Below are 21,954 nucleotides of genomic sequence, written 5' to 3'. Positions count from 1 at the left end.
CTACGACGCCTGGACCCATAAAAACAGGCCGCCGCCGGCCAGCGCCAGCCAGGGGCCGAAGGCCAGCGGCTGATCCAGCGCCTGGCGGGTCAGCCGCCGCTGCAGTAAGGTCCAGATCAGCCCGCTGGCTGAGGCCAGCAGCAGCGTATGCGGCAGCGCCTGCCAGCCGGACCACGCGCCGAGCGCCGCCAGCAGCTTAAAATCGCCATATCCCAGCGCCTCCTTGCCGGTCAGCAGCCGAAATACCCAGTACACCGCCCAGAGCGACACGTAGCCCGCCACCGCGCCGATAACCGCATCCGTCAGCGGCACAAACGCGGCGTTGAGATTAAACAGCAGCCCGGCCCACAGCAGCGGTAGCGTCAGGCAATCGGGGAGCAGCTGCGTCCTGCCGTCGATGATGGCCAGCACCAGCAGGGTGGAAAGCAGCCCCAGCCCGCCCAGCAGCGGTAAACCGGGAGTCAGCAGATACCCGGCGAGAACAAACAGCAGCCCGCAGAATAGCTCGGTCAGCGGATAGCGGCGTGAAATCGGCCGCGCGCAGCAGCGGGAGCGGCCCTTCAGCAGCAGGAAGCTGAACAGCGGGACGTTATCCCGCCAGGCAACGGGCTGCCGACACTGCGGGCAGAACGACGGCGGAAAGCTGAGATTGAGCCGCTCCTGCCCCTCCTCGGCCATTAACATCAGCGGCAGCCGGTAGATCACGACGTTAAAAAAGCTGCCGAAGCACAGGCCAAAAATAAACAAAAAGCAGCCCCATATCAGGGGGAACTGCTGGGAAAATGCGGTAAATAGGGTCATGGTTTCTCCCGTGGCGACCATTTGCCCTGCAGCTGCCAGGGCGTGCGTCCATGTTCATCCTGGCGGCCGCCCTGGGCGATAAGCGCCGCGAGCAGCGTCGGCGTTGACTGTCGGCTCTGCAGCGTGCCGCGAAAGGCGTAGCCGCCGTCAGGCGCGAGGGTGCCCTGTCCGCTTAGGCTCAGCTGATGCGAGTCCTGGCTGATGTTCATCGCCAGCGCGCCCGCAGGCGTACAGCTGAATTTGCCGCTGACGCTGGCCAGCGTCAGGGAGCTGGCGGGCGAGCTTAGCGTCGCATCCTGCCAGCGCGCGCGCCCCTCGGATATCTGCTGGCAGCCGGCATGGCTGAAGCGAGCCTCGGCGATTTCCACCGTAATCAGGCCGCCGGCGTCAACCGCCCCTGCCTGCGCCAGCCCGCGGCCGGCAATACTGGCGGGGACGATAAAGCGGCCATCGCGCAGGGTCAGCGCGCTCAGCCCCTGGAGCCAGGCCTGGCCGCGCAGCCCGCTGGGATCGCTGAACGAAATACGCCAGCCCGGAAGCGCGCCGGAGAAAGCCAGCTGCCAGCGCAGGTGGGCGAGGCTGACTCCGCGCCAGGCAATATCTCTGGCCTCGCCTCGCCAGACGGTGCCGGCAAGCTCGCCGACGCCGATCCCGGCCGGCAGCGCGGCGGTCAGCAGCCTGGCGGGGGCGGTGAGCAGCATCCACAGCAGCCAGGCGCCGAGCAGAAGTCCGATGGCGGCTTTACTTCTCATGCTGACGCTCGAGGATCAGAGTATTCACCGTCACCCAGCCGGGACGCTGGGGATGCGCGGTGACGGCCAGCGAGGCGGCGTGAATTCCCCCTCGGCCCAGCGCGTCCAGCCATGACATCAGAGCCTGAAAGGTGCAGGCTTCGAGGGTGACGCTCACCCGCATCCCCTGCGGCTGCAGTCGGACGATCGCCAGTTTCTGACGGACCGCCTCGCGCATGATGACCGCCGAAGGCTCCTCGCCGCTGGCCGCAGGGCCAGGCTGCTGGCGGCTTAGCTGCTGTAGCAGCGGAGTCTGCTGCCGCATCCAGCGCAGGCTGGCCTGCTCTTTGACGAGGGTTTGCCGCCACTGCTGTTCGCGGTTGAGCCACGGCTGCCAGAAGGCGTAATACGCGATACCGACGAACAGCGCGATGGCCATCGCCATCAGCAGGCGCTGCTCCCGCTGCGAGCGCTGCTGCCATAAAATACGCAGGCTATCCATCGTTACCCTCCAGGGAGAGACGCCCTTCAATACCATCCGCGCGCGGCTTCATTTCGCCGGTTCGTACGCGAAAATGGGGCTGCGCCCGGAGAGTGAACTGCTCCAGCGCCCGGGGCGATACCGCCGAAACGTCGAGCTGCAGGGCGTTGCGCGCGCCATCATAGGCCAATGCCCGCAGGCGAACGCCCGGGGTCTCGGCCACGATTTTTTGCACCAGGCCGATGGTGACGACTGCCGGCGGGTGCGCCGCCGTCTGCTCAAGCTGGCGCAGATGCTGCTGCATCTGCAGGCGCGGATTAATCACCCGGGTCTCCGTTTTAAACCACTGGCGATAAAACCCCTGGCTGGCCTGCTGAGCCGCGGCTGCCCGCTGGCCGAGCGCCAGATGATCGAGCACGGCGTTGGTGCCCCACAGCAGCGCCAGCGCGGCGGCTGCGGCCATCGCCGGACGCCAGCGCAGCCCGGCGGGCTGCCAGCGGCGCTTCGGCGCAAAGTCTCCTTGGCGTAAGCAGATGCGCTGCGCCGCCGGATCCGCCGCCGCCAGCTGGAGTAAATCCTGAGCCGCCTGTTCGCGCCACGGCGCCGGGATCGGCGGGGGCGGAGAGTAGCTGTCGATCGGCGGCTGCTCCTCGCCGGGGGAGAGCAGCTCGGCCAGCCAGCCGGCTTCCGCCGCCATCCCGCCCCAGGCCTGGTGGCGAATCAGCCACTGTTCGCCGACCTGCAGCGCGCTCCAGCGGCCCGGAGTGAAGGGGAGGGCCAGCACATCCGGCGTCAGGGCGAGGACCTCCAGCCCCAGCTCGTCGCAGCGGACGAGCCACTCGCGCATTTTTTGCCGCTGCAGGGCGGCGACATGGCAGATATTTTTCTGCCGGTGGAGCAGCGCAAAATGGACCTCTTCGACGTCGGTTGCCAGCTGCTCTTCGAGCAGGAAGGGCAGGATCTGCTGCGGGCGCTGGCGCAGGCCGGCGGGCAGCGTCACGCGGTGAAAAGCGCAGTCGCTGGCGGGAACTAATACCCAGGCGGGATAGCGCGCCGCCAGCTCGCGCAGCGTCGGGTCATCGTCACCGGGAGACCATGCGCCGGCTCTCTCCGGCTGCCCAGGGGAGAACAGGCGCCAGGCTATCGGCCGGTCAGGGGCGCCAAGGCGCAAAATGAGCGCCGCGCGCGGCGGCGTTTTATCGTTATTCATCGGCCACTCTGTAAAGTCCATAACGTCGCTGGAAAACGCGGAAGCTGCGCCCCTCCAGCTGCAGGAGGCTGCGCTGCTGATAGCGCGCGCTGCCCATGACCACGGTGAACGAGGCGACAAAGCGTTCACTATGGACCGTCAGCCAGGGGCGTACGGCGGTGGTGTCGGTGTCCTGCAGCGCCTGCTGGGCTAAAAACGCGGCAACGCTGTTCCAGCCGCTTGCCGGACGGGCGCTCAGCAGCTGGCGCGCCTGCTGAATGCTGAGATCGGCGGGGAATAGCGCAGCCAGCAGAGCGGCCTGCGCCGGCTTCAGGGTATTGATATTGATCTGCAGGGCGTCGTTCGGCTGGGCGCAGACGTAGGGCAGCAGACGCTGGTACAGCGCCGGGTCCATCCCGGCGAGCAGGCGCAGCTCGCTGAGATCCTGGATATTCTGGTTGCCGGTCAGGTAGCCCGGGGACTGCGCCATATAGACCTCGTCTTCCGCGCCGTTAAGCAGCGGCTGACTATCCGCATCGATCCAGTCGCGCAGGGCGGCGGTGAGCTGCAGGGCGCGCAGCGGCTCCGCGCCGAGCTTTTCCAGCAGACGGGTAAAGGCGCGCGCCGCGGCGGGGATCGCTTCGCTTTCATCGGCGGCGGTGCGGTTGATGGCGTTCAGATTGAAACAGGCCTGGTCGTCGGTAATAGTGGCGTAAATCTCACCGTCGGCGAGCGTAAAGCGGCGTCCCTGCTGGGCCCAGTTTTGCGCCAGATGGGTTTGATTCGGCGAATCAAGCGCGTCGCGCTGCAGCAGGGCGGCGACCATCGTCTCCGCGCCCAGCGCGTACCATTTGGCCTGCAGGTTATCGAGGGTGGTGGCCGTTTGCTGGTACATCCGCGCCGTTCTTTCGCTAATGGCGCTCGCCAGCACCATCATCAGGGCGAGGATCAGCAGCACCATCAGCAGCGCGACGCCGCGCTGTCGGCCGTTCACGGCTGGTCTCCGGGGGCAAGCAAAAACAGGCGCGTGATGTCGCCGTAGCCCTTCAGCGTTAAGGTGACTTCAAGCGCCTGCGGCAGATTTTGCGCGGACTCCCAGCGATCCTGCCAGCGGCCGCTGGCGTAAAAGCGCAGGCGGAACGCCTGGACGTCGCGCTGCAGGACCCAGGTCGTCGGCCGGCTGCCGGTGAGCGGGTCCTGCTGGTCATAGCTCAGACGCTCCAGCTGCTGCTGGCGCAGGCGGTAGCTGACGCTCTGGATCTCTGAGCGCGGCAAAATGCCCATCGGGTTTGGCCAGCCGCTGCGGCTAAAGGCTATCGCCCAGTCGTCGCTGCCCAGCAGGAAGCGCCCGGCAGAGAACAGGGCGTCGTCGTTGCGCCCGCGGCGGGGAACGATCTGGTTGAAGTCGGCGGCCATCTGGCTAAAGGTCTGCTGCAGCGCCTGGATCTGCTGCGCTTTTTCTTTGGTGAGCGTATCCGCGCGAATGACGTTTTGCAGTACGCCGATCGCCGCCACGCTCAGCGCGGCGAGGATCGCCAGCGCCAGCAGCATTTCAACGAGGGTAAAGCCGCGCATGGTGCCATTCTTCATGGCCGGGTCACCCAGGTGCGCAGCGAAGAGACCGGAGCCTTATCGCTTTTATCATGGCGGACCTCGACGTCCAGCGCCCGCAGCTGCGGGAGCTCCGTTTCGACGCCCTGCCAGCGGATGTGCCAGCTGCCGCCTGCCGCCTGGACCGTCGTTTCCGAGGGGCTCAACGCCGGCCAGCGGTTTTCCAGCTTCAGCTGGATTAGCTGATTGTCGGCAAGCCACCCGGCGAGGGTTTTCTCCTCCATTCGCCCGAGGTGGCGGGTCTGCTGCAGCGTTGCCTGCATCACGGACAGCCCGGCGAGGGCGAAGACCACCAGCGCGACCATGACTTCGATAAGCGTCATCCCGGATTGTGATTTCATGGACTCTCCTCCCGCTGCGCCGGCTGAATGTCGCCGCGAGCATCAACGTTCAGCGCCTGCCCGCTGCCGATGCGCAGCTGAAAGGGCGTCACTTCCCCGCCGGGGAACAGCAAAACGTCGGGCAGTTCGCCAGGCGTCCAGGCGGCGCCATCGGGAAAGCTCAGCGCCAGCGGTTCCGGGGCGGCGCTGCCCGAGGTGGCGAGGCGACCAATCTGCAGCGGCTGCCAGCGGGGACTCTCCTCGCCGTCGTCCGCTTCTCCGGCTCTGCCGTTCTCGTCTGCGGACTGCAGCCGCATAAACTGCCAGCGGTCGGGGTGAATCGAGATACCGTAGAACTGGCCGGTCTGCAGCCCGCGGTCACGGACAAAGCTCAGCTGTGCCTGGAAGCGCTCGAGGATCTGCGCCGCGTCATCCTCGCGCGATGGCGGAAACGCCAGCATCACCATGCCCGCGCTAACGCCCATCAGCAGCAAAATGAGCATCATCTCCAGTAGCGTGAAGCCGCGCTGTTGCACTATTTTTTCCCGATATTCCAGTTGCCGAGATCGTCGTTGGTGTCCGGCATGCCGTCCGGCCCGACGCTAAAGACGTCGACCTGGCCGTGCTGGCCCGGGCTGAGCAGCTGATAGTCGTTGCCCCACGGGTCCTGCGGCAGACGGCGGATATAGCCGCCTTCCGGATAGTTACGCGCCAGCGGCTCGGCGGTGGGACGGCTGACCAGCGCCGCGAGCCCCTGCTCGGTGTTGGGATAGCGGCTGTTATCCAGCTTGTACATATCCAGCGCGCCTTCCAGCGCCACCAGATCGCTGACCACCTTTTGCCGGTCCGCTTTTTCTTTATTGCCCATCAGGTTAGGTACCACCAGGCTGGCAAGAATACCGAGGATGACAATCACCACCATAATTTCCAGTAGGGTGAATCCACGCTGTCGTTGCATATTTTTCTCCATTAAGACAATTACATACTCATAAGGGTGTTGAGCTGCAGGATCGGCTGCAGAATGGCCAGCACGATAAACAGCACCATCCCGGCCATCGCCACCACCAGCAGCGGCTCAAACAGGCTGAGCGCCATCTGAATTTGCGCGCTCAGCTCGCGGTCCTGGTTATCGGCGGCGCGTTCGAGCATGCCGTTGAGCTCGCCGCTCTGTTCGCCGCTGGCAACCATGTAGCGCATCATCGGCGGGAAAAGGGCGGTGGTTTCGAGGGCGCGGTGCAGGCTGCTCCCTTCGCGCACCGACTCGGCGGCGGTTTCCAGCTGGCGGCGCGCCCAGGTGTTGCTTAACACCTCCGCGCTGATGCGCATCGACGGCAGCAGCGGGACGGCGCTGGCGTTAAGAATGCTGAGGGTGCGGGCGTAGCGAGCGCTGTTGATGCTGCGGGCCACCCGGCCAATCAGCGGCAGGCGTAGCAGCTGTTTATGCCAGATGAGCCGCCGCGCGGGCTGGCGCAGGGCGTAATGCAGCAGCAGCCCGCCCGCCAGCAGCGCCAGCAGTAGCCAGGGGCCGGCGCTGCGGACGATATCGCTCATGGTCATCAGCAGGCGGGTGGAGAATGGCAGGGCCTGCTTGAGATGAACAAACTGATCGACGACCTTCGGCACCACCGTGGAGAGCAGAATAGCGATCACGCTGATGGCGACCAGGGTCAGCACGATGGGGTAGATCATGGCCTGCAGCAGGCGGGCGCGAAGCTGCTGGCGCTGTTCGGTATAGTCCGCCAGCCGGTTAAGCACGCCGGCAAGGTGCCCGGAGGTTTCGCCCGCGGCGACCATCGCGCAGTACAGGCGGTCGAAGCAGGCCGGATAGCCGCGCATGGCCTCCGCCAGGGTATGACCTTCCAGCACCTTGCCGCGCACGCCGGCCATCAGGGTTTTCAGGTGCGCTTTTCCACACTGCTGCGCCACCGCGTCCAGCGCTTTTTCCAGCGGGATCGCGGCCGCCACCAGCGTTGCCAGCTGGCGGGTGAGGAGGGCGAGGTCGCCGGCGCCGGTGCGCCGCGTCAGCAGCGAATGCCCGCCGCCGCGCGCGCGGCCTTCAGCGGCGTCGACCTCAACGGGCAGCCAGCCCTTTTCCCGCAGCAGCTGGCGGGCGTGGCGGGCGGAGTCCGCCTGCTGTACGCCGCGCTGCGTCCTGCCGCGCTCATCGAGCGCCTGGTAGCGAAAAATGGCCATCCTGCTCCCCCTGCGCCGTTTGCTGCTCGGTCACCCTGACCACCTCTTCCCAGCTGGTTATGCCGCTCAGCACCTTCTCCAGTCCGGCGCGGCGGAGGGTGATATAGTCCGCCCCCAGCCGCTGGCCCAGCGTTAATTCGTTTTCTCCGCGGTGGATTGCCATCCGCACCCGATCGTCGACCCGCAGCAGCTCGTGGATCCCGGTGCGCCCGCGATAGCCGGTGAAGCCGCACTCCGCGCAGCCCTCGGCGTGCCACAGGGCGGTACCGGTCGGGACGCCCATCCGTTTCGCCGTTTCCGCATCCGCCTGCCCCGGCCGACGGCAGTGCGGGCAGAGCCGGCGCACCAGGCGCTGCGACATCACCGCCAGCAGCGAGGTTGACAGCAGAAATGGCTCCACGCCCATATCCTGCAGGCGCGAGATCGCCCCCAGCGCGCTGTTGGTATGCAGCGTGGAGAGCACCAGGTGCCCGGTCAGGGAGGCCTGGACGGCAATCTGCGCCGTCTCGCTGTCGCGGATCTCGCCCACCAGCACCACGTCAGGGTCCTGACGCAAAATGGCGCGCAGCCCGCGGGCGAAGGTCATCTCCACCCTGGCGTTGACCTGCGTCTGGCCGATGCCCTCCAGCTCGTATTCGACGGGATCTTCAATAGTCATAATATTGCGCTCGCGAGCGTCGAGGCGGCTGAGGGCGGCGTACAGGGTGGTGCTTTTGCCCGAACCGGTAGGGCCGGTGACCAGAATGATGCCGTGCGGGCGGGCCATCAGCTCATCGACCTGCTGCAGGAGCGCGGGCGGCATGCCGAGGGTCAGCAGGTCGAGGTTGACGCTGTTTTTATCCAGCAGGCGCAGCACCACGCGCTCGCCGTGGCCGGAGGGCAGCGTCGAGACGCGCACGTCAACGGCGCGCCCGCCGATACGCAGCGCCATGCGGCCATCCTGCGGAATGCGCTTTTCCGCGATATCGAGGTTGGCCATCACCTTAATGCGCGAAATAAGCAGGGCCGCAAGCCGACGCTGCGGGCGGAGGATCTCCCGCAGGACGCCATCAACGCGAAAGCGGATCTGCAGGTGGCGCTCGTAGGTTTCGATATGAATATCCGAGGCCTTTTCTTTGATGGCCTCCGTCAGCATGGCGTTGATCAGGCGGATAATGGGCGCATCGTCCTCGCTATCCAGCAGATCGTCGGTGTCGGGCAGCTCGTCGGCGAGGGTGTATAAATCCAGCTCATTGCCGATATCGGCCATCATGCGCCGGGCTTCCGCCGAATCACGCTGATAGCTGAGCACCAGCAGCTTCTCGAACTCATCGGCGGCCAGCCGCTGGACCTCGATCGGCATATCCGCCACCCGGCGCGCCTCAAGCAGCGCCGCCGTCGGGGCGTCGGCGAGGCAGCGGACGGCGCAGGTCGCGCCATCGCTCAGCAGGATAATGCCGTGGGCGCGGGCATAGACGAAAGGCAGCAGCGGGCGGCGTTCCGCCGCTGGCGTCAAGGTTTGCCTCCCAGGTTGAAGGCATCGATGGCGGCGCCGATCCGACGAAACGCGGCGGTATCCTGCTGGGGGTAGATATGCAGCAGGTCATCGTTCAGCGACGCTTCCGTGCCGTCTTTGCCGCGCTGTTTGGTTTGTGCGTCGTTAAAGGCGGTGTACTGACCCGAAGAGGCCTGCCGGTAGCCATCGCGATCGCGAATAATGGTCGGCCGGATAAACAGCATCAGGTTGCGTTTGGAAACCTTTTTGCTGGTGGAGCGGAACAGGGCGCCAATCAGCGGAATATCGCCGAGCAGCGGGACCTTGTCGGCGGAGTCGGTGACGCTTTTGTCCAGCAGCCCGCCCACGACGACGGTTTCGCCGCTGCCGACCAGCACCGCGTTGTTAACCGTGCGGGTGTTGAAGGTCGCGCCTAAATCCGAGCTGGTGCTGGAGGCGGAGTCGGCGACGCTGGAAACCTCCTGCTCAATTTCCAGCAGCACCGAGTCCCCTTCGTTAATCTGCGGCTTGACCTTCAGCTTAATGCCGACGGTTTTTCGTTCGACGGTATTGAAGATGTTATCGCCGGAGGTGGTCTGCGAGCCGCTGAGCACCGGAACCTCCTGGCCGACGTTAAAGGTCGCCTCCATGTTGTCGAGGGTGACGATGCTGGGGGTGGCGAGAATATCGTTTTTGCTGCTGCTGGAGAGGGCGGTGAGCAGCATCGCCCAGTTCCCCTGATAGAACCCGGCGGCGATGCCGTTAAAGGAGCTTAGCGCGCTGGCGAGCGAGCTGGTGACCGTGCCGTCTTTGTTGTACTGGTTGGCGCCGGCAATGGCCGTTGAGATCGGCAGCCCGCTGTTGTTGAACTGGGTCATGCCGGCATTTTTGTTGGCCCACTGTACGCCCAGATTGAGGCCGTCGGCGTCCTGAACCTCGGCAATAATGGCTTCAACCAGCACCTGCGGACGGCGAATATCCAGCTGAGCGATGACCCGCTCGAGGTCGTTCATGACGTCCGGGGCGGCGGTCACGATCAGCGCGTTGGTCTGGCCGTGGGCTTTGATGATGATGTTTTTATCCAGCGCCGCCACCGGCTTCGCGCTCTGCTTTTCGCTCTGCATGCTGCTGCTGATGCCGGTTAGCACCTCCACCAGATCGGCGGCTTTGGCATACTTGAGGTAGATAACCTTGGTGTTTCCCTGTACCGCCTGCTGGCGGTCGAGCTGCCTTATCATGGTGATGATGCGCTGGCGGGAGTTCGGTTCGCCGCTCACCAGCACCGAATTGGTCCGCTCGTCGGCGACCACGTTCGCCACCATCGAACCGGGGAGCGCGGATTTGCTGGTGTCTTTGTTCAGCTCATTCACCAGCTTGACCACGTCGGCGGCGGAGGCCCAGGAGAGCGGGACCGTCACCACGCTGCGATCGCCGGCGTTATCAACGCGCTCGACGATGGTCAGCAGGCGCTTAATCACCGCCGCGCGCCCGGTCATCAGCAGCACGTTGGACGGCTCGTAGTGCACCACACTGCCGGCCCCGGCGTTGTCATTGAGCTGTCGCAGCAGCGGCGCGAGATCGCGGGCGGCCACGTTGGTCAGCGGTACCACCCGGGTAACCACCTCATCGCCCTCGCCCGGCGAGGCGTCGCTGGCGACCGGGACCGCCGCGGTTTTGGCATCTTTTGAACGCACGACCTTCAGTACGCCATTATTCATATTGATAACCGCAAAACCGTAGACGTCGAGGACGCTGAGGAAGAACTGATAATATTGTTCTTCATTGAGCATATCGTAGCTGCGAACGGTAATTGTGCCGCGTACGCTGGGGTCGATAATGACCGTCTTATTGAGGTTTTTGCTGACGGTATTAATAAATTCCTGAATATCGGTGCCCTTGAAGCTGGCAGAGAATTCTTCTGCGCCGGCGGGTTTGAATAACAGCGTGCTGAATATCATCAGCAGCGTGAAAAGCAGACGGAAATTTATGGTTCTGCGCAATTATTCATCCCTCAAGGCTAAATAGATATCCTGCCGCTGACCATCGCGTTCGACGGTTAGCATTATTTCGCTGAGCTCGGGGAGCTGTTTTAATGCTTGCTGAGCCTGCTGCCGATCGCGAAGATCGAGGCCATTCATGGCGACCGCCAGATCGTTTTCATGTAAGCCGGACTGACGAAAAAGAGTGGGGTCTTTTCCCGGATTGAGTCGATATCCGCTGAGCTGCTCATTAACCATAATCGGGGAAATATTGAGATAGTTGAGAATATTTTGCGGCTGTTCGCGCAGCTGTTTAACCCACTCTTTCGCGGGCGGCGTCAGGGCGGGTTTCACGCCCGCGGCGGCGTCGTCAAAGAGCGGTATCGCTTCGTTTCTGCCCCGGTAGTTAACGATCAGGCGATCGTTGAGAATAGCGACTATTTTGGCTTCGTTACCCGGCGTGCTGTCGCCAACGCCCAGGCTAACCTGTTGATTCCCTTTTGCCACGATGGCAATCGACCGCGCGGCATCGCTGCTGACGAGCAGGCCGGTGATCCGCAGCTTCAGGGCGGAAAGCGGCGCCTGGGCCAGGCTCTTACCGTCGGTGGATACGCCCGGTGCCGGAGGCGTTTTTTCCGCGCTGCCAAATAGCGTAAACGGCGCTAATTCCGTTTGTCGAATAGCGATCGGGGGAGCGAAAACCGTCGCGGCGTTAATCGCCATAGCCGCAGGATCTACAGGGAATATAATCCGCCAGCTTAATTTGGCGAGCTGCTGAGCGATAAGTAATAATATGACGAACATCACAATATGAGGAGTATTGTTAATTATTGTTTTATTTGTTAGTGTTAACCTCATCACAGAAAAAGGTATTTTAATTCTTTTTCTCATCCTGTTTTCCCCGGGGCGGCATCGCTTCCCTACCTGTATTGGTGGGTGGCTTTTTATATTTAGATCTTTTATTGCGAAATTCTTGGTTAGTCGCCGCAAAGCATAATGAGTTTCGCTATCCGGGTCGTCATTCCCTTTTTATTTTTACTCCCCCGGCCGCCTACGCCCCCCCATTAATTGTTAATGGATGATTGAATCGCTGAAAGCAAAAATATCTAATTGCCGGCGCTTTACAGATAAACATCTTCTCTTACCTTTCATAATTTATTAAGCATATTAGGGACTATCGAATGCTCAGATATACCTGTAATGCCCTATTCCTTGGCTCGTTGGTTTTACTTAGCGGCTGCGATAATAGTTCTTCATCTTCTTCCTCTGGCTCACCTGACACTCCCGATAATCAGGATGTCGTTGTTCGTTTACCCGATGTGGCGGTTCCCGGTGAAGCTGCCACGGCTTCCTCTCAGCAGGCGGTCATTCATCTGGTTGATATTGCTGGCATTACCGGCACCACCGCCGCGGATTACAGCACCCGGAACCTCTATCTCTGGAATAATGAAACCTGCGATGCGTTAAGCGCGCCGGTGGCGGACTGGAATGACGTCAGCACCACCCCGAGCGGCAGCGATAAATACGGCCCGTACTGGGTGATTCCGCTCAATAAAGAGAGCGGCTGTATTAACGTCATCGTCAGAGATGGCACCAACAAGCTGATCGATAGCGATCTGCGCGTGTCGTTCGGCGACTTTACCGACCGCACGGTCTCGGTTATCGCCGGCAGCGGCTCGCTATATGATACCCGCGCGGATGCGTTTCGCGCCGCGTTTGGCGTGGCGCTTGCCGAGGCCCACTGGGTTGACAAGACCACTCTGCTGTGGCCGGGCGGACAGGACAAACCAATCGTCCGCCTTTACTACAGCCACAGCAGTAAAGTGGCCGCCGATAGCGAAGGGAAATTTACCGATCGCTATCTGAACCTGACCCCCACCACCGTCAGCCAGCAGGTGAGCATGCGCTTCCCGCAGCTCTCCAGCTATGCCGCGTTTAAGCTCCCGGATAATGCGCCGGTTGATGAACTGCTGCAGGGCGAGACGGTGGCGATCGCCGCGGAGAAAGACGGCATTCTGATCTCCGCCACCCAGGTGCAGACGGCGGGCGTGCTGGACGATGTCTATGCGCAGCCGGCGGAAGCCCTCAGCTACGGGGCGCAGGTGAGCGATGGCGGGGTTAATTTCCGCCTTTGGGCACCTACCGCGCAGCAGGTCGACCTGGTGCTGTATAGCGCTGATAAAAAGGTGCAGGCCAGCCATCCGATGACCCGCGACGCGGCCTCGGGCGCCTGGGCATGGCAGGGCGGAAGCGACCTGGAGGGGGCCTTCTATCGCTATGCGCTGACGGTTTATCACCCGCAGTCGCGCAAGATTGAACAGTACGAGGTGACCGACCCTTACGCCCATAGCCTCTCCACCAATTCGGAGTACAGCCAGGTTGTCGATCTGAACGACAGCGCGCTCAAGCCCGACGGCTGGGATAGCCTGGCGATGCCTCATGCGCAGAAAACCAAAGCCGATCTGGCGAAGATGACGATTCATGAATCGCATATTCGCGATCTTTCTGCCTGGGACAGCACCGTTCCGGCCGAGCTGCGCGGTAAATATCTGGCGCTCACCGCTCAGGACAGCAACATGGTGCAGCATCTGAAAAAGCTCTCCGCTTCCGGAGTGACCCACGTTGAGCTGCTGCCGGTCTTCGATCTGGCGACGGTCAACGAGTTCAGCGACAAAGTGGCCGACATCCAGCAGCCGTTCAGCCGCCTCTGCGAAGTCAACAGCGCGGTGAAGAGCAGCGAATTTGCCGCTTATTGCGCCAGCGGGTCGACGGTGGAAGAGGTGCTTAATCAGCTGAAGCAAAGCGATAGCCAGGATAACCCGCAGGTTCAGGCGCTGAACAGCCTGGTCGCGCAGACCGATTCCTATAACTGGGGCTACGATCCGTTCCACTACACGGTGCCGGAAGGCTCTTACGCCACCAACCCGGAAGGGACCGCGCGGATCAAAGAGTTCCGTACCATGATCCAGGCGATTAAGCAGGATCTGGGAATGAATGTGATCATGGACGTGGTGTACAACCACACCAATGCCGCCGGGCCAACTGACCGGACTTCGGTGCTGGATAAAATCGTCCCCTGGTACTATCAGCGTCTGAACGAAACTACCGGAAGCGTTGAATCGGCGACCTGCTGCTCGGACTCCGCGCCGGAGCATCGGATGTTCGCCAAGCTTATCGCCGACTCGCTGGCGGTATGGACCACCGATTACAAAATTGACGCCTTCCGTTTCGATCTGATGGGCTATCACCCGAAAGCGCAGATCCTGTCGGCGTGGGAGCGGGTGAAGGCCCTAAATCCGGATATCTACTTCTTCGGTGAAGGCTGGGATTCCGGGCAGAGCGACCGTTTCGAAATCGCTTCGCAGATCAATCTCAAAGGCAGCGGTATCGGGACGTTCTCCGATCGTTTGCGTGACTCGGTGCGCGGCGGCGGTCCGTTTGACTCCGGCGATGCGCTGCGTCAGAACCAGGGGATCGGCAGCGGTGCCGGGGTATTGCCTAACGAGATCGCCAGCCAGAACGAAGATACGGTGCGCCATCTTGCCGATCTGACGCGTCTGGGAATGGCCGGAAACCTGGCCGACTTTGTGATGGTTGATAAAGACGGCGCGGTGAAAAAAGGCAGCGAGATTGACTACAACGGCGCGCCGGGCGGCTATGCGGCTGACCCAACGGAGGTCGTTAACTACGTCTCGAAGCACGATAACCAAACGCTGTGGGACATGATTAGCTACAAAGCCGCGCGGGAGGCCGATCTCAATACCCGCGTGCGGATGCAGGCGGTATCGCTGGCGACGGTGATGCTGGGTCAGGGGATCGCCTTCGATCAGCAGGGTTCGGAGCTGCTGCGCTCTAAATCCTTCACCCGCGACTCCTATGACTCCGGCGACTGGTTTAACCGCGTCGACTACGCCATGCAGGACAATAACTTTAACGTCGGGATGCCGCGCAGTAGCGATGACGGCAGCAATTACGATCTGATTTCCCGCGTTAAGGAGATGGTGGCGACTCCCGGCGAGCCGGAGCTGCAGCAGATGACCGCGTTCTATCAGGAGCTGACCCAGCTGCGCAAATCATCCCCGCTCTTCACCTTAGGTGACGGCAGCGCGGTGATGAAGCGCGTCGATTTCCGCAATACCGGAGCCGACGCGCTGGCTGGCCTGCTGATCATGACCATCGATGATGGCGTCCAGGCGGGAGCGAGCCTCGACGGCCGGGTGGATGGCCTGGTCGTGGCGATCAACGCGGCGCCTGAGAGCCGGACCCTCCATGATTTCAATGGTGAAAACCTGCAGCTGAGTTCCGTTCAGCAGGCGGCGGGAGAGGGGTCGCTGGCGAACGGCGTCGAGATCGCTGCCGACGGCGCGATTACGCTGCCTGCCTGGTCCGTTGCGGTGCTGGAAAAACCGCAGGGCGACGCGCAGGGCGCGGGCCTGCCGGTAAGCAGTAAGTAAAGCGTCTCTTTAGCTGACCCGCATGAAAGGGGTCAGGCAGCCCGGCGCTCAGCGCCGGGCTGCGGTTTTTCCGGTATCAGGAGAGAGGGTGTGATGATTCGCCATGATGAAGAGTGCCCGATGCCCGCGGCGGACATCCGGGATGCGGGAGCGCCGGTGATGGTCGGCGGAATGGTGCAGGTTCCCTGGCTGACCGTCCCGCTCTACGCCGCGCTATTTATCGCGCTGGGCTGGTTTAGCGGCGAGCAGTGGCGAAATGCGCCGGTCGCGCAAACGTCGATGGTGCCGGTGGCGCACGCGGCGCTGGTGCCGCTTAGCCATTCTGCATCGGCCCCCACTCCGGCTCCGGCAAAGGCTCCGACAAAGGAAAAGGGGCAGGCCAGCGTGGAGGAGGAGAGTTCAGAGGAGGATTATTTACCGGCACTGCGCTACAGCGCGCATATCTACGCCTCGCGCGAGGATAAGCGCACTATTGTTATCAACGGCCAGTCCTGGCAGGAAGGGCAATCACCGCTGCCGAATCTGGTGATTGAGCAGATTCAGCAGGATTTAACCGTGTTTAGCTTTAAGGGCAATACGTTTACTCTGGCGGCGCTGGATGACTGGCCGGGAGGTATTATTGCGGATAGTCCGCAGGGGCAATAAAACGCAAAATAACCGGCTGCGACATTTTATTGACGACCTAAGCCAGCAATAAATGGCGCCAGCTGGCGATTAAACTGACTGCATTTGGTTGTTTCCGGAGTACTGTCCTGCTGCAGCTGTTGATACATCTGCGCGCTGCGCTGAGCCAGGGTAGCGTAATCGATATTTCCCCATCCTCTTTTTTTCCCGACATTCCACGCGGCCTGGGTAAGGGCTTCGTCTGCGGGCAGATCGCTGCGATTGCATCTGTTCTTCAGATAGCGGGCGCCTGCGGCCACGGATGAGAGCTGCTCAAGCTGCGCCTCGCTGCTGACGGCAGGGCTTAAGGTTGAGGAGCGATTCTGCTGGCACCCTGCAAGAGCGGTAATCATGATAAGCGGAAATATAACGAAAGTTCGCATAATATTAAGCTGGAATGGTTAACTGAAGGGTAGTTTAACAAATATTTCCACGGTGTCATCAGTAAATATTATTATATATAATTGTTAAGCGGCTCCCACTTTTATCCGCGGATGGTTTAAGGTTTATCTTTACTTCCGGAAAAATATTTATTGTCACAGTCCGAATATAATATTTCATGCGCCGGGAAGTTTTAGTTTTTATCGTCGGCGCGAGGGGCGAAAATTCTGAAGCGCACGGAGACGCGGTGAACATTTTTTATGTTATTAAAAAACATAATATTTTCCCTTTTGTTACGCCTCGAGGGAGTAAAATGCTGGTTAAGCATATCCTGGTTTAGTGCTATCCTGTGTTCCCTGGACTATTAGTGCTATGTCCCAAAATTCTCTGCAGGTGAAGTATGTAAGATTATGATTTGTTTTATGATTTTTTTAACTAAACTCATGAGCAAATCGATCATAACTGCGCCCTGAGACGCTGAGCGCGCGAAGTACAGACAATAGATGGTCGCCTGCAGGATAAGACCCCACGGGCGTGAATTTGAGAGATATCTTCTTCCTCTGGCAGGGGGAAGCATTGAGAATCAGGCTTTTACGCCTGAAAGTTGCGGAGAAAGAGCATGGCGGGAGATGACCGCGAGCCTATCGGACGTAAGGGTAAACCCTCGCGTCCGGCTAAACAAAAAGTGACTCGTCGTCGGGTTCGGGACGAGGACTACGACGATGATTACGACGACGATTATGAGGACGAAGAGCCGATGCCGAAGAAAGCGAATGGCAAAGGTAAGAAGCCCCGGCGTAAACGTACCTGGCTGTGGCTGTTAGTCAAGCTGGGGATTGTTGTCGCGGTGCTGGTTGCCGCTTACGGCGTCTACCTCGATCAGAAGATCCGCAGCCGCATTGACGGCAAGGTTTGGGAGCTTCCGGCGGCGGTATATGGCCGGATGGTCAACCTCGAACCCGATATGCAGGTCAGCAAAAACGAAATGGTGCGCCTGCTGAACGCCACGCAGTATCGTCAGGTGAGCGCGATGACGCGCCCGGGCGAATATACCGTGCAGGCCAACAGCATTGAGATGATCCGCCGTCCGTTTGATTTCCCGGATAGTAAAGAAGGGCAGGTGCGCGCGCGCCTGACCTTTGATGGCGATCGCCTGGAAACGATCGAGAACATGGAGAATAACCGCCAGTTTGGCTTCTTCCGCCTCGATCCGCGGCTGATCACCATGCTGCAGTCGGCCAACGGCGAGCAGCGCCTGTTTGTTAAGCGCAGCGGCTTCCCGGATCTGCTGGTTGATACCCTGCTGGCGACCGAAGACCGCCACTTCTACGAGCATGACGGTATCAGCCTGTACTCGATTGGTCGTGCGGTGCTGGCAAACCTGACGGCGGGGCGCACGGTGCAGGGCGCCAGTACCCTGACCCAGCAACTGGTGAAAAACCTGTTCCTCTCCAGCGAGCGCTCCTACTGGCGTAAAGCCAACGAAGCCTATATGGCGCTGATCGTTGATGCCCGTTACAGCAAGGATCGCATCCTTGAGCTGTATATGAACGAGGTGTACCTCGGTCAAAGCGGCGATAACGAAATTCGCGGCTTCCCGCTGGCAAGCCTTTACTACTTTGGCCGCCCGGTGGAAGAGCTGAGCCTTGACCAGCAGGCTCTGCTGGTGGGGATGGTAAAAGGCGCATCGATTTATAACCCGTGGCGTAATCCGAAGCTGTCGCTGGAGCGTCGTAACCTGGTTCTGCGTCTGCTGCAGCAGCAGAACGTCATCGACCAGGAGCTGTACGACATGCTGAGCGCCCGTCCTCTGGGCGTGCAGCCGCGCGGCGGCGTAATTTCTCCGCAGCCGGCGTTTATGCAGATGGTGCGCCAGGAGCTGCAGGCTAAACTGGGCGATAAGGTGAAGGATCTCTCCGGCGTGAAGATCTTTACGACCTTCGATTCCGTTGCCCAGGATGCGGCGGAAAAGGCGGCCACCGAGGGGATCCCGGCGCTGAAGAAGCAGCGTAAGCTGCCGGATCTGGAAACCGCGATGGTGGTCGTTGACCGCTATACCGGCGAGGTGCGGGCAATGGTCGGCGGCGCGGAGCCGCAGTTTGCCGGCTATAACCGCGCGATGCAGGCCCGTCGTTCGATTGGTTCTCTGGCTAAGCCGGCGACCTATCTGACCGCGTTAAGCCAGCCGAACCAGTACCGCCTGAATACTTCGATTGCCGATGCACCGGTGACGATCCGTCTCTCCAACGGCCAGACCTGGTCCCCGCAGAACGACGATCGTCGCTTTAGCGGCCAGGTGATGCTGGTTGACGCGCTGACGCGTTCGATGAACGTGCCGACCGTCAACCTCGGGATGGCGCTGGGCCTGCCGGCGGTCATCGATACCTGGGTCAAACTGGGGGCGCCGAAAGACCAGCTCAGTCCGGTACCGGCGATGATCCTCGGGGCGTTGAACCTGACGCCGATTGAAGTGGCGCAGGCGTTCCAGACCATCGCCAGCGGCGGTAACCGCGCCACGCTGTCGGCGCTGCGTTCGGTGATCGCCGAAGATGGCACCGTTCTGTATCAGAGCTATCCGCAGGCGGAGCGGGCGGTTCCTGCGCAGGCCGCATACATGACGCTGTGGACCATGCAGCAGGTTGTGCAGCGCGGGACCGGTCGTCAGCTTGGGGCTAAATATCCTGGCCTGCATCTGGCGGGTAAAACCGGGACCACCAACAACAACGTTGATACATGGTTCGCCGGTATTGACGGAAGCCAGGTGACGATTACCTGGGTTGGTCGCGATAACAACCAGCCGACGAAGCTGTACGGTGCCAGCGGCGCGATGTCTATTTATCAGCGCTATCTGGCCAACCAGACGCCAACGCCGCTGGTGCTGACGGCGCCGGAAGATGTGGTGGACATGGGCGTAGACAGCAGCGGCAACTTCGTCTGTAGCGGAGGGATGCGTACGCTGCCGGTATGGACCACCGCGCCGGATGCGCTCTGTCGCCAGGGTGAACAGATGCAGCAGCAGCAGCTGGAGCAGCAGCAGCAGAACAATCCGTTTAATCAGCAGCCTCAGCAGCAGCCAGCGACTCAGCAGCAGCCGCCGAAGCAGGAAAAAAGCGACGGCGTAGCGGGCTGGATTAAGGATATGTTCGGCAGCAATTAACTATCCGCTTGATTCTTCAAGCCGCCTCGCTGCAGCTTGCATGATGGTGCGAACAGGTTGTTACAACACTGGCCCTCTGATACTTCAGTATCAGGGGGCTTTTTCATTTATGTAGATTACTTAACAGCCACTTAACCCCACAATTACCGTCTGGTTATTTATTCAGCCTTTGATATCTTCGCGATGGCATATCGCTTGCCTTGCATTTCGCGTTTCGCCTATTATGTCAGCCGTCATAATAATAATTCTCGTTTACGTTATCATTCACCTTTATCAGAGATCTACCAATGGCGCGTCTAAAAACTGCTCAGCCAAATCACTCACTGCGTAAAATTGCAGTCGTAGTAGCCACGGCGGTTAGCGGCATGTCTGTCTATGCACAGGCGGCAGTTGAACCGAAAAAAGAAGAAACCATTACCGTGACTGCGGCTCCCGTCAGCCAGGAAAATGCCTGGGGACCGGCCCCGACTATCGCGGCAAAGCGCTCCGCAACTGCCACCAAAACCGATACCCCTATTGAAAAAACGCCGCAGTCGATTTCCGTGGTTACCCGCCAGGAAATGGAGATGAAGCAGCCGACAACGGTGAAAGAAGCGCTGGCCTATACGCCGGGCGTTTTCTCCACTCGCGGCAGCTCGACGACCTATGACGTGGTGACGATTCGCGGCTTTACGACGTCGACAACGGTCAATACCAACCAGTATCTGGATGGCATGAAGCTGCAGGGGAATAACTACTCTGAAGTGTCGATGGACCCTTACTTCCTGGAGCGTGTGGAAGTGATGCGCGGGCCAACCTCCGTGCTGTATGGCAACAGCAACCCCGGCGGCATCGTCAGCATGGTCAGCAAGCGCCCGACGACCGAGCCGCTGAGAGAAATTCAGTTCAAAATGGGTACCGATAACCTGTGGCAGACTGGTTTTGATTTTAGCGATGCAATTGATGATAGCGGCGTATGGTCCTATCGCCTGACCGGCCTGGGCCGCAGCCAGGACGCGCAGCAGCAGATGGCGAAATCGACCCGCTACGCGGTGGCGCCGTCCTTTAGCTGGCGCCCGGATGATAAAACCGATTTCACCTTCCTGAGCAACTTCCAGAGCGATCCTTATGCGGGTTACTACGGCTGGCTCCCGCGTGAAGGGACCGTGGTGCCGTACTATGACGCCAACGGCAAGGCACATAAGCTGCCGACCGATTTCAACGAAGGTGAGCCGGACAATAAGATGTCGCGCCGTCAGCAGATGGTGGGCTACAGCTTCTCACACCAGTTTGACGATACCTTCACCGTTCGCCAGAACCTGCGCTACGCCGACGTCAATACGCTGTATCGCTCCGTTTACGGCAACGGTTACACGGCGCCGGGACAAATCAACCGCGCCTACGTGCGCTCTGATGAACATCTCAACACGTTCACCGTTGATACCCAGCTGCAGTCCGACTTTGCCACCGGCGCGGTCGACCATAAGCTGCTGACCGGCGTGGACTATTCGCGTATGCGTAACGACGTCAATGCCGACTATGGTTCTGCAGACCCGATCGGGATGTCCAATCCGCAGTACGGTAATCCAAACGTCTCGGTGTACTTCCCGTACGCGGTGCTTAACCGGATGGAGCAGACCGGCCTCTATGCCCAGGATCAGATGGAATGGGATAAGTGGGTGATGACGCTGGGCGGACGCTATGACTACGCCACGACCTCTACGCTGACGCGCTCCACTAACACCCTGGCCGAAAATCACGACCAGCAGTTTACCTGGCGCGGTGGTATTAACTACCTGTTCGACAACGGTATTTCTCCATACTTCAGCTACAGCCAATCGTTTGAGCCGGTTTCAGGATCGGGCCTGGACGGCAAACCGTTCGATCCGTCGCGCGGCGAGCAGTATGAAGCGGGCGTGAAATACGTACCGAAAGATATGCCGGTGGTGGTCACGGCGGCGGTGTACCAGCTGACCAAGGATAAAAACCTGACGGCAGATCCGCGTAATACGACGTTTAGCATTCAAACCGGCGAGATCCGCGCTCGCGGCGTGGAGCTGGAAGCGAAAGCGGCGGTGAACGCCAATATCAACCTTACCGCAGCCTATACCTACACCGATGCTGAGTACCAGCACGACACCATATTTAACGGCAAACGTCCGGCGGAAGTTCCGCGTAATATGGCGTCGCTGTGGGCAGATTACACCTTCCACGAAACCGCGCTGAGCGGCCTGACGGTAGGCGCCGGTGCGCGCTACGTTGGCTCTACGGTTAGCTACTACAAAAACGATACCGCCGATGCGAAGCAAAATGATTCCTTCGGCGTAGCGGGCTACGCGTTGATGGATGCGACGGTGAAATACGATCTGGCGCGCTTTGGTTTACCGGGCTCGTCGGTGGGTATCAACGTCAATAATCTGTTCGATCGCGAGTACGTTTCCAGCTGCTATAGCGAATATGCGTGCTACTGGGGCGCAGGGCGTCAGGTCATTGCGACCGGAACCTTCCGTTTCTAATCACTCAATGGGCGCGGTTCGCCGC

General features: G+C 60.7%; 18 protein-coding genes. 4 read left to right on the top strand and 14 right to left on the bottom strand.

The features are described from left to right. The 13 genes from QFI97_RS00600 to gspC are packed head-to-tail and all read right to left on the bottom strand — an operon-like array spanning window position 1 to window position 11,652. A complete protein-coding gene (locus QFI97_RS00600) occupies window positions 1-801 on the bottom strand; it encodes a prepilin peptidase (protein ID WP_346430388.1) in 801 nt (266 codons plus the stop codon). After that, window positions 798-1,553 (bottom strand): type II secretion system protein N, encoded by a 756-nt coding sequence (locus QFI97_RS00595; RefSeq protein ID WP_346430387.1) that lies wholly within the window; start codon window positions 1,551-1,553, stop codon window positions 798-800. Before QFI97_RS00595 ends, QFI97_RS00600 begins: the two co-directional genes overlap by 4 nt. Then, window positions 1,543-2,034, bottom strand: coding sequence for a type II secretion system protein M (locus QFI97_RS00590; protein WP_346430386.1), 492 nt, complete (start codon window positions 2,032-2,034; stop codon window positions 1,543-1,545). Before QFI97_RS00590 ends, QFI97_RS00595 begins: the two co-directional genes overlap by 11 nt. After that, a complete protein-coding gene (gspL, locus tag QFI97_RS00585; RefSeq protein ID WP_346430385.1) occupies window positions 2,027-3,223 on the bottom strand; it encodes a type II secretion system protein GspL in 1,197 nt (398 codons plus the stop codon). The genes QFI97_RS00590 and gspL overlap by 8 nt, the downstream gene beginning before the upstream one ends. After that, window positions 3,216-4,196 carry a type II secretion system minor pseudopilin GspK gene (gene gspK, locus QFI97_RS00580; RefSeq protein ID WP_346430384.1) on the bottom strand — a complete coding sequence of 327 codons (981 nt, stop codon included), beginning with the start codon at window positions 4,194-4,196 and terminating at the stop codon, window positions 3,216-3,218. The genes gspL and gspK overlap by 8 nt, the downstream gene beginning before the upstream one ends. Further along, window positions 4,193-4,777 (bottom strand): type II secretion system minor pseudopilin GspJ, encoded by a 585-nt coding sequence (gene gspJ, locus QFI97_RS00575; RefSeq protein WP_095104101.1) that lies wholly within the window; start codon window positions 4,775-4,777, stop codon window positions 4,193-4,195. Before gspJ ends, gspK begins: the two co-directional genes overlap by 4 nt. 11 nt (window positions 4,778-4,788) lie before the next feature. Further along, window positions 4,789-5,154: a type II secretion system minor pseudopilin GspI gene (gspI, locus tag QFI97_RS00570; protein ID WP_095103696.1), complete on the bottom strand. Its 366-nt coding sequence runs from the start codon at window positions 5,152-5,154 to the stop codon at window positions 4,789-4,791. Further along, window positions 5,151-5,669 (bottom strand): type II secretion system minor pseudopilin GspH, encoded by a 519-nt coding sequence (gene gspH, locus QFI97_RS00565; protein WP_346430383.1) that lies wholly within the window; start codon window positions 5,667-5,669, stop codon window positions 5,151-5,153. Before gspH ends, gspI begins: the two co-directional genes overlap by 4 nt. Next, entirely contained in the window at window positions 5,669-6,091 is a 423-nt protein-coding gene (gene gspG / locus QFI97_RS00560; protein ID WP_095103692.1) for a type II secretion system major pseudopilin GspG, read from the bottom strand. The genes gspH and gspG overlap by 1 nt, the downstream gene beginning before the upstream one ends. 20 nt (window positions 6,092-6,111) lie before the next feature. After that, entirely contained in the window at window positions 6,112-7,326 is a 1,215-nt protein-coding gene (gene gspF / locus QFI97_RS00555; RefSeq protein ID WP_346430382.1) for a type II secretion system inner membrane protein GspF, read from the bottom strand. Next, the gene (gspE, locus tag QFI97_RS00550) at window positions 7,295-8,821 is read right to left on the bottom strand and encodes a type II secretion system ATPase GspE (protein WP_346430381.1); all 1,527 of its coding nucleotides are present in this window, start codon (window positions 8,819-8,821) and stop codon (window positions 7,295-7,297) included. The genes gspF and gspE overlap by 32 nt, the downstream gene beginning before the upstream one ends. After that, a complete protein-coding gene (gene pulD / locus QFI97_RS00545; RefSeq protein WP_331834606.1) occupies window positions 8,818-10,758 on the bottom strand; it encodes a GspD family T2SS secretin variant PulD in 1,941 nt (646 codons plus the stop codon). The genes gspE and pulD overlap by 4 nt, the downstream gene beginning before the upstream one ends. Window positions 10,759-10,800: 42 nt before the next feature. After that, window positions 10,801-11,652, bottom strand: a complete 852-nt coding sequence (gene gspC, locus QFI97_RS00540) for a type II secretion system protein GspC (protein WP_346430471.1) — start codon at window positions 11,650-11,652, stop codon at window positions 10,801-10,803. A 308-nt stretch (window positions 11,653-11,960) separates the two neighbouring features. On the opposite strand from gspC, the gene pulA reads away from it, so the two are divergent. Both pulA and gspB read left to right on the top strand, forming a co-directional pair. Then, on the top strand, window positions 11,961-15,233 hold the full coding sequence (gene pulA, locus QFI97_RS00535) for a pullulanase-type alpha-1,6-glucosidase (protein ID WP_346430380.1): 3,273 nt from the start codon (window positions 11,961-11,963) through the stop codon (window positions 15,231-15,233). Between the two features lie 90 nt (window positions 15,234-15,323). Continuing rightward, window positions 15,324-15,878 (top strand): type II secretion system assembly factor GspB, encoded by a 555-nt coding sequence (gspB, locus tag QFI97_RS00530; protein WP_428983839.1) that lies wholly within the window; start codon window positions 15,324-15,326, stop codon window positions 15,876-15,878. A gap of 26 nt (window positions 15,879-15,904) precedes the next feature. Here the strand turns inward: gspB and gspS are convergent, their stop codons facing one another. Further along, window positions 15,905-16,279: a type II secretion system pilot lipoprotein GspS gene (gspS, locus tag QFI97_RS00525; RefSeq protein WP_346430379.1), complete on the bottom strand. Its 375-nt coding sequence runs from the start codon at window positions 16,277-16,279 to the stop codon at window positions 15,905-15,907. A gap of 617 nt (window positions 16,280-16,896) precedes the next feature. Here gspS and mrcB point away from each other — a divergent pair. Then, the gene (mrcB, locus tag QFI97_RS00520) at window positions 16,897-19,434 is read left to right on the top strand and encodes a bifunctional glycosyl transferase/transpeptidase (RefSeq protein ID WP_346430378.1); all 2,538 of its coding nucleotides are present in this window, start codon (window positions 16,897-16,899) and stop codon (window positions 19,432-19,434) included. A gap of 287 nt (window positions 19,435-19,721) precedes the next feature. Further along, a complete protein-coding gene (fhuA, locus tag QFI97_RS00515) occupies window positions 19,722-21,929 on the top strand; it encodes a ferrichrome porin FhuA (RefSeq protein ID WP_346430377.1) in 2,208 nt (735 codons plus the stop codon). Window positions 21,930-21,954 lie beyond the last annotated feature (25 nt).

Origin of the sequence: Klebsiella scottii (assembly GCF_036561945.1) — a bacterium.
Taxonomy (GTDB): domain Bacteria; phylum Pseudomonadota; class Gammaproteobacteria; order Enterobacterales; family Enterobacteriaceae; genus Klebsiella; species Klebsiella scottii.
Note: the sequence above shows the minus strand (reverse complement) of the source record. Positions and strands in the feature narration are given on the sequence as shown.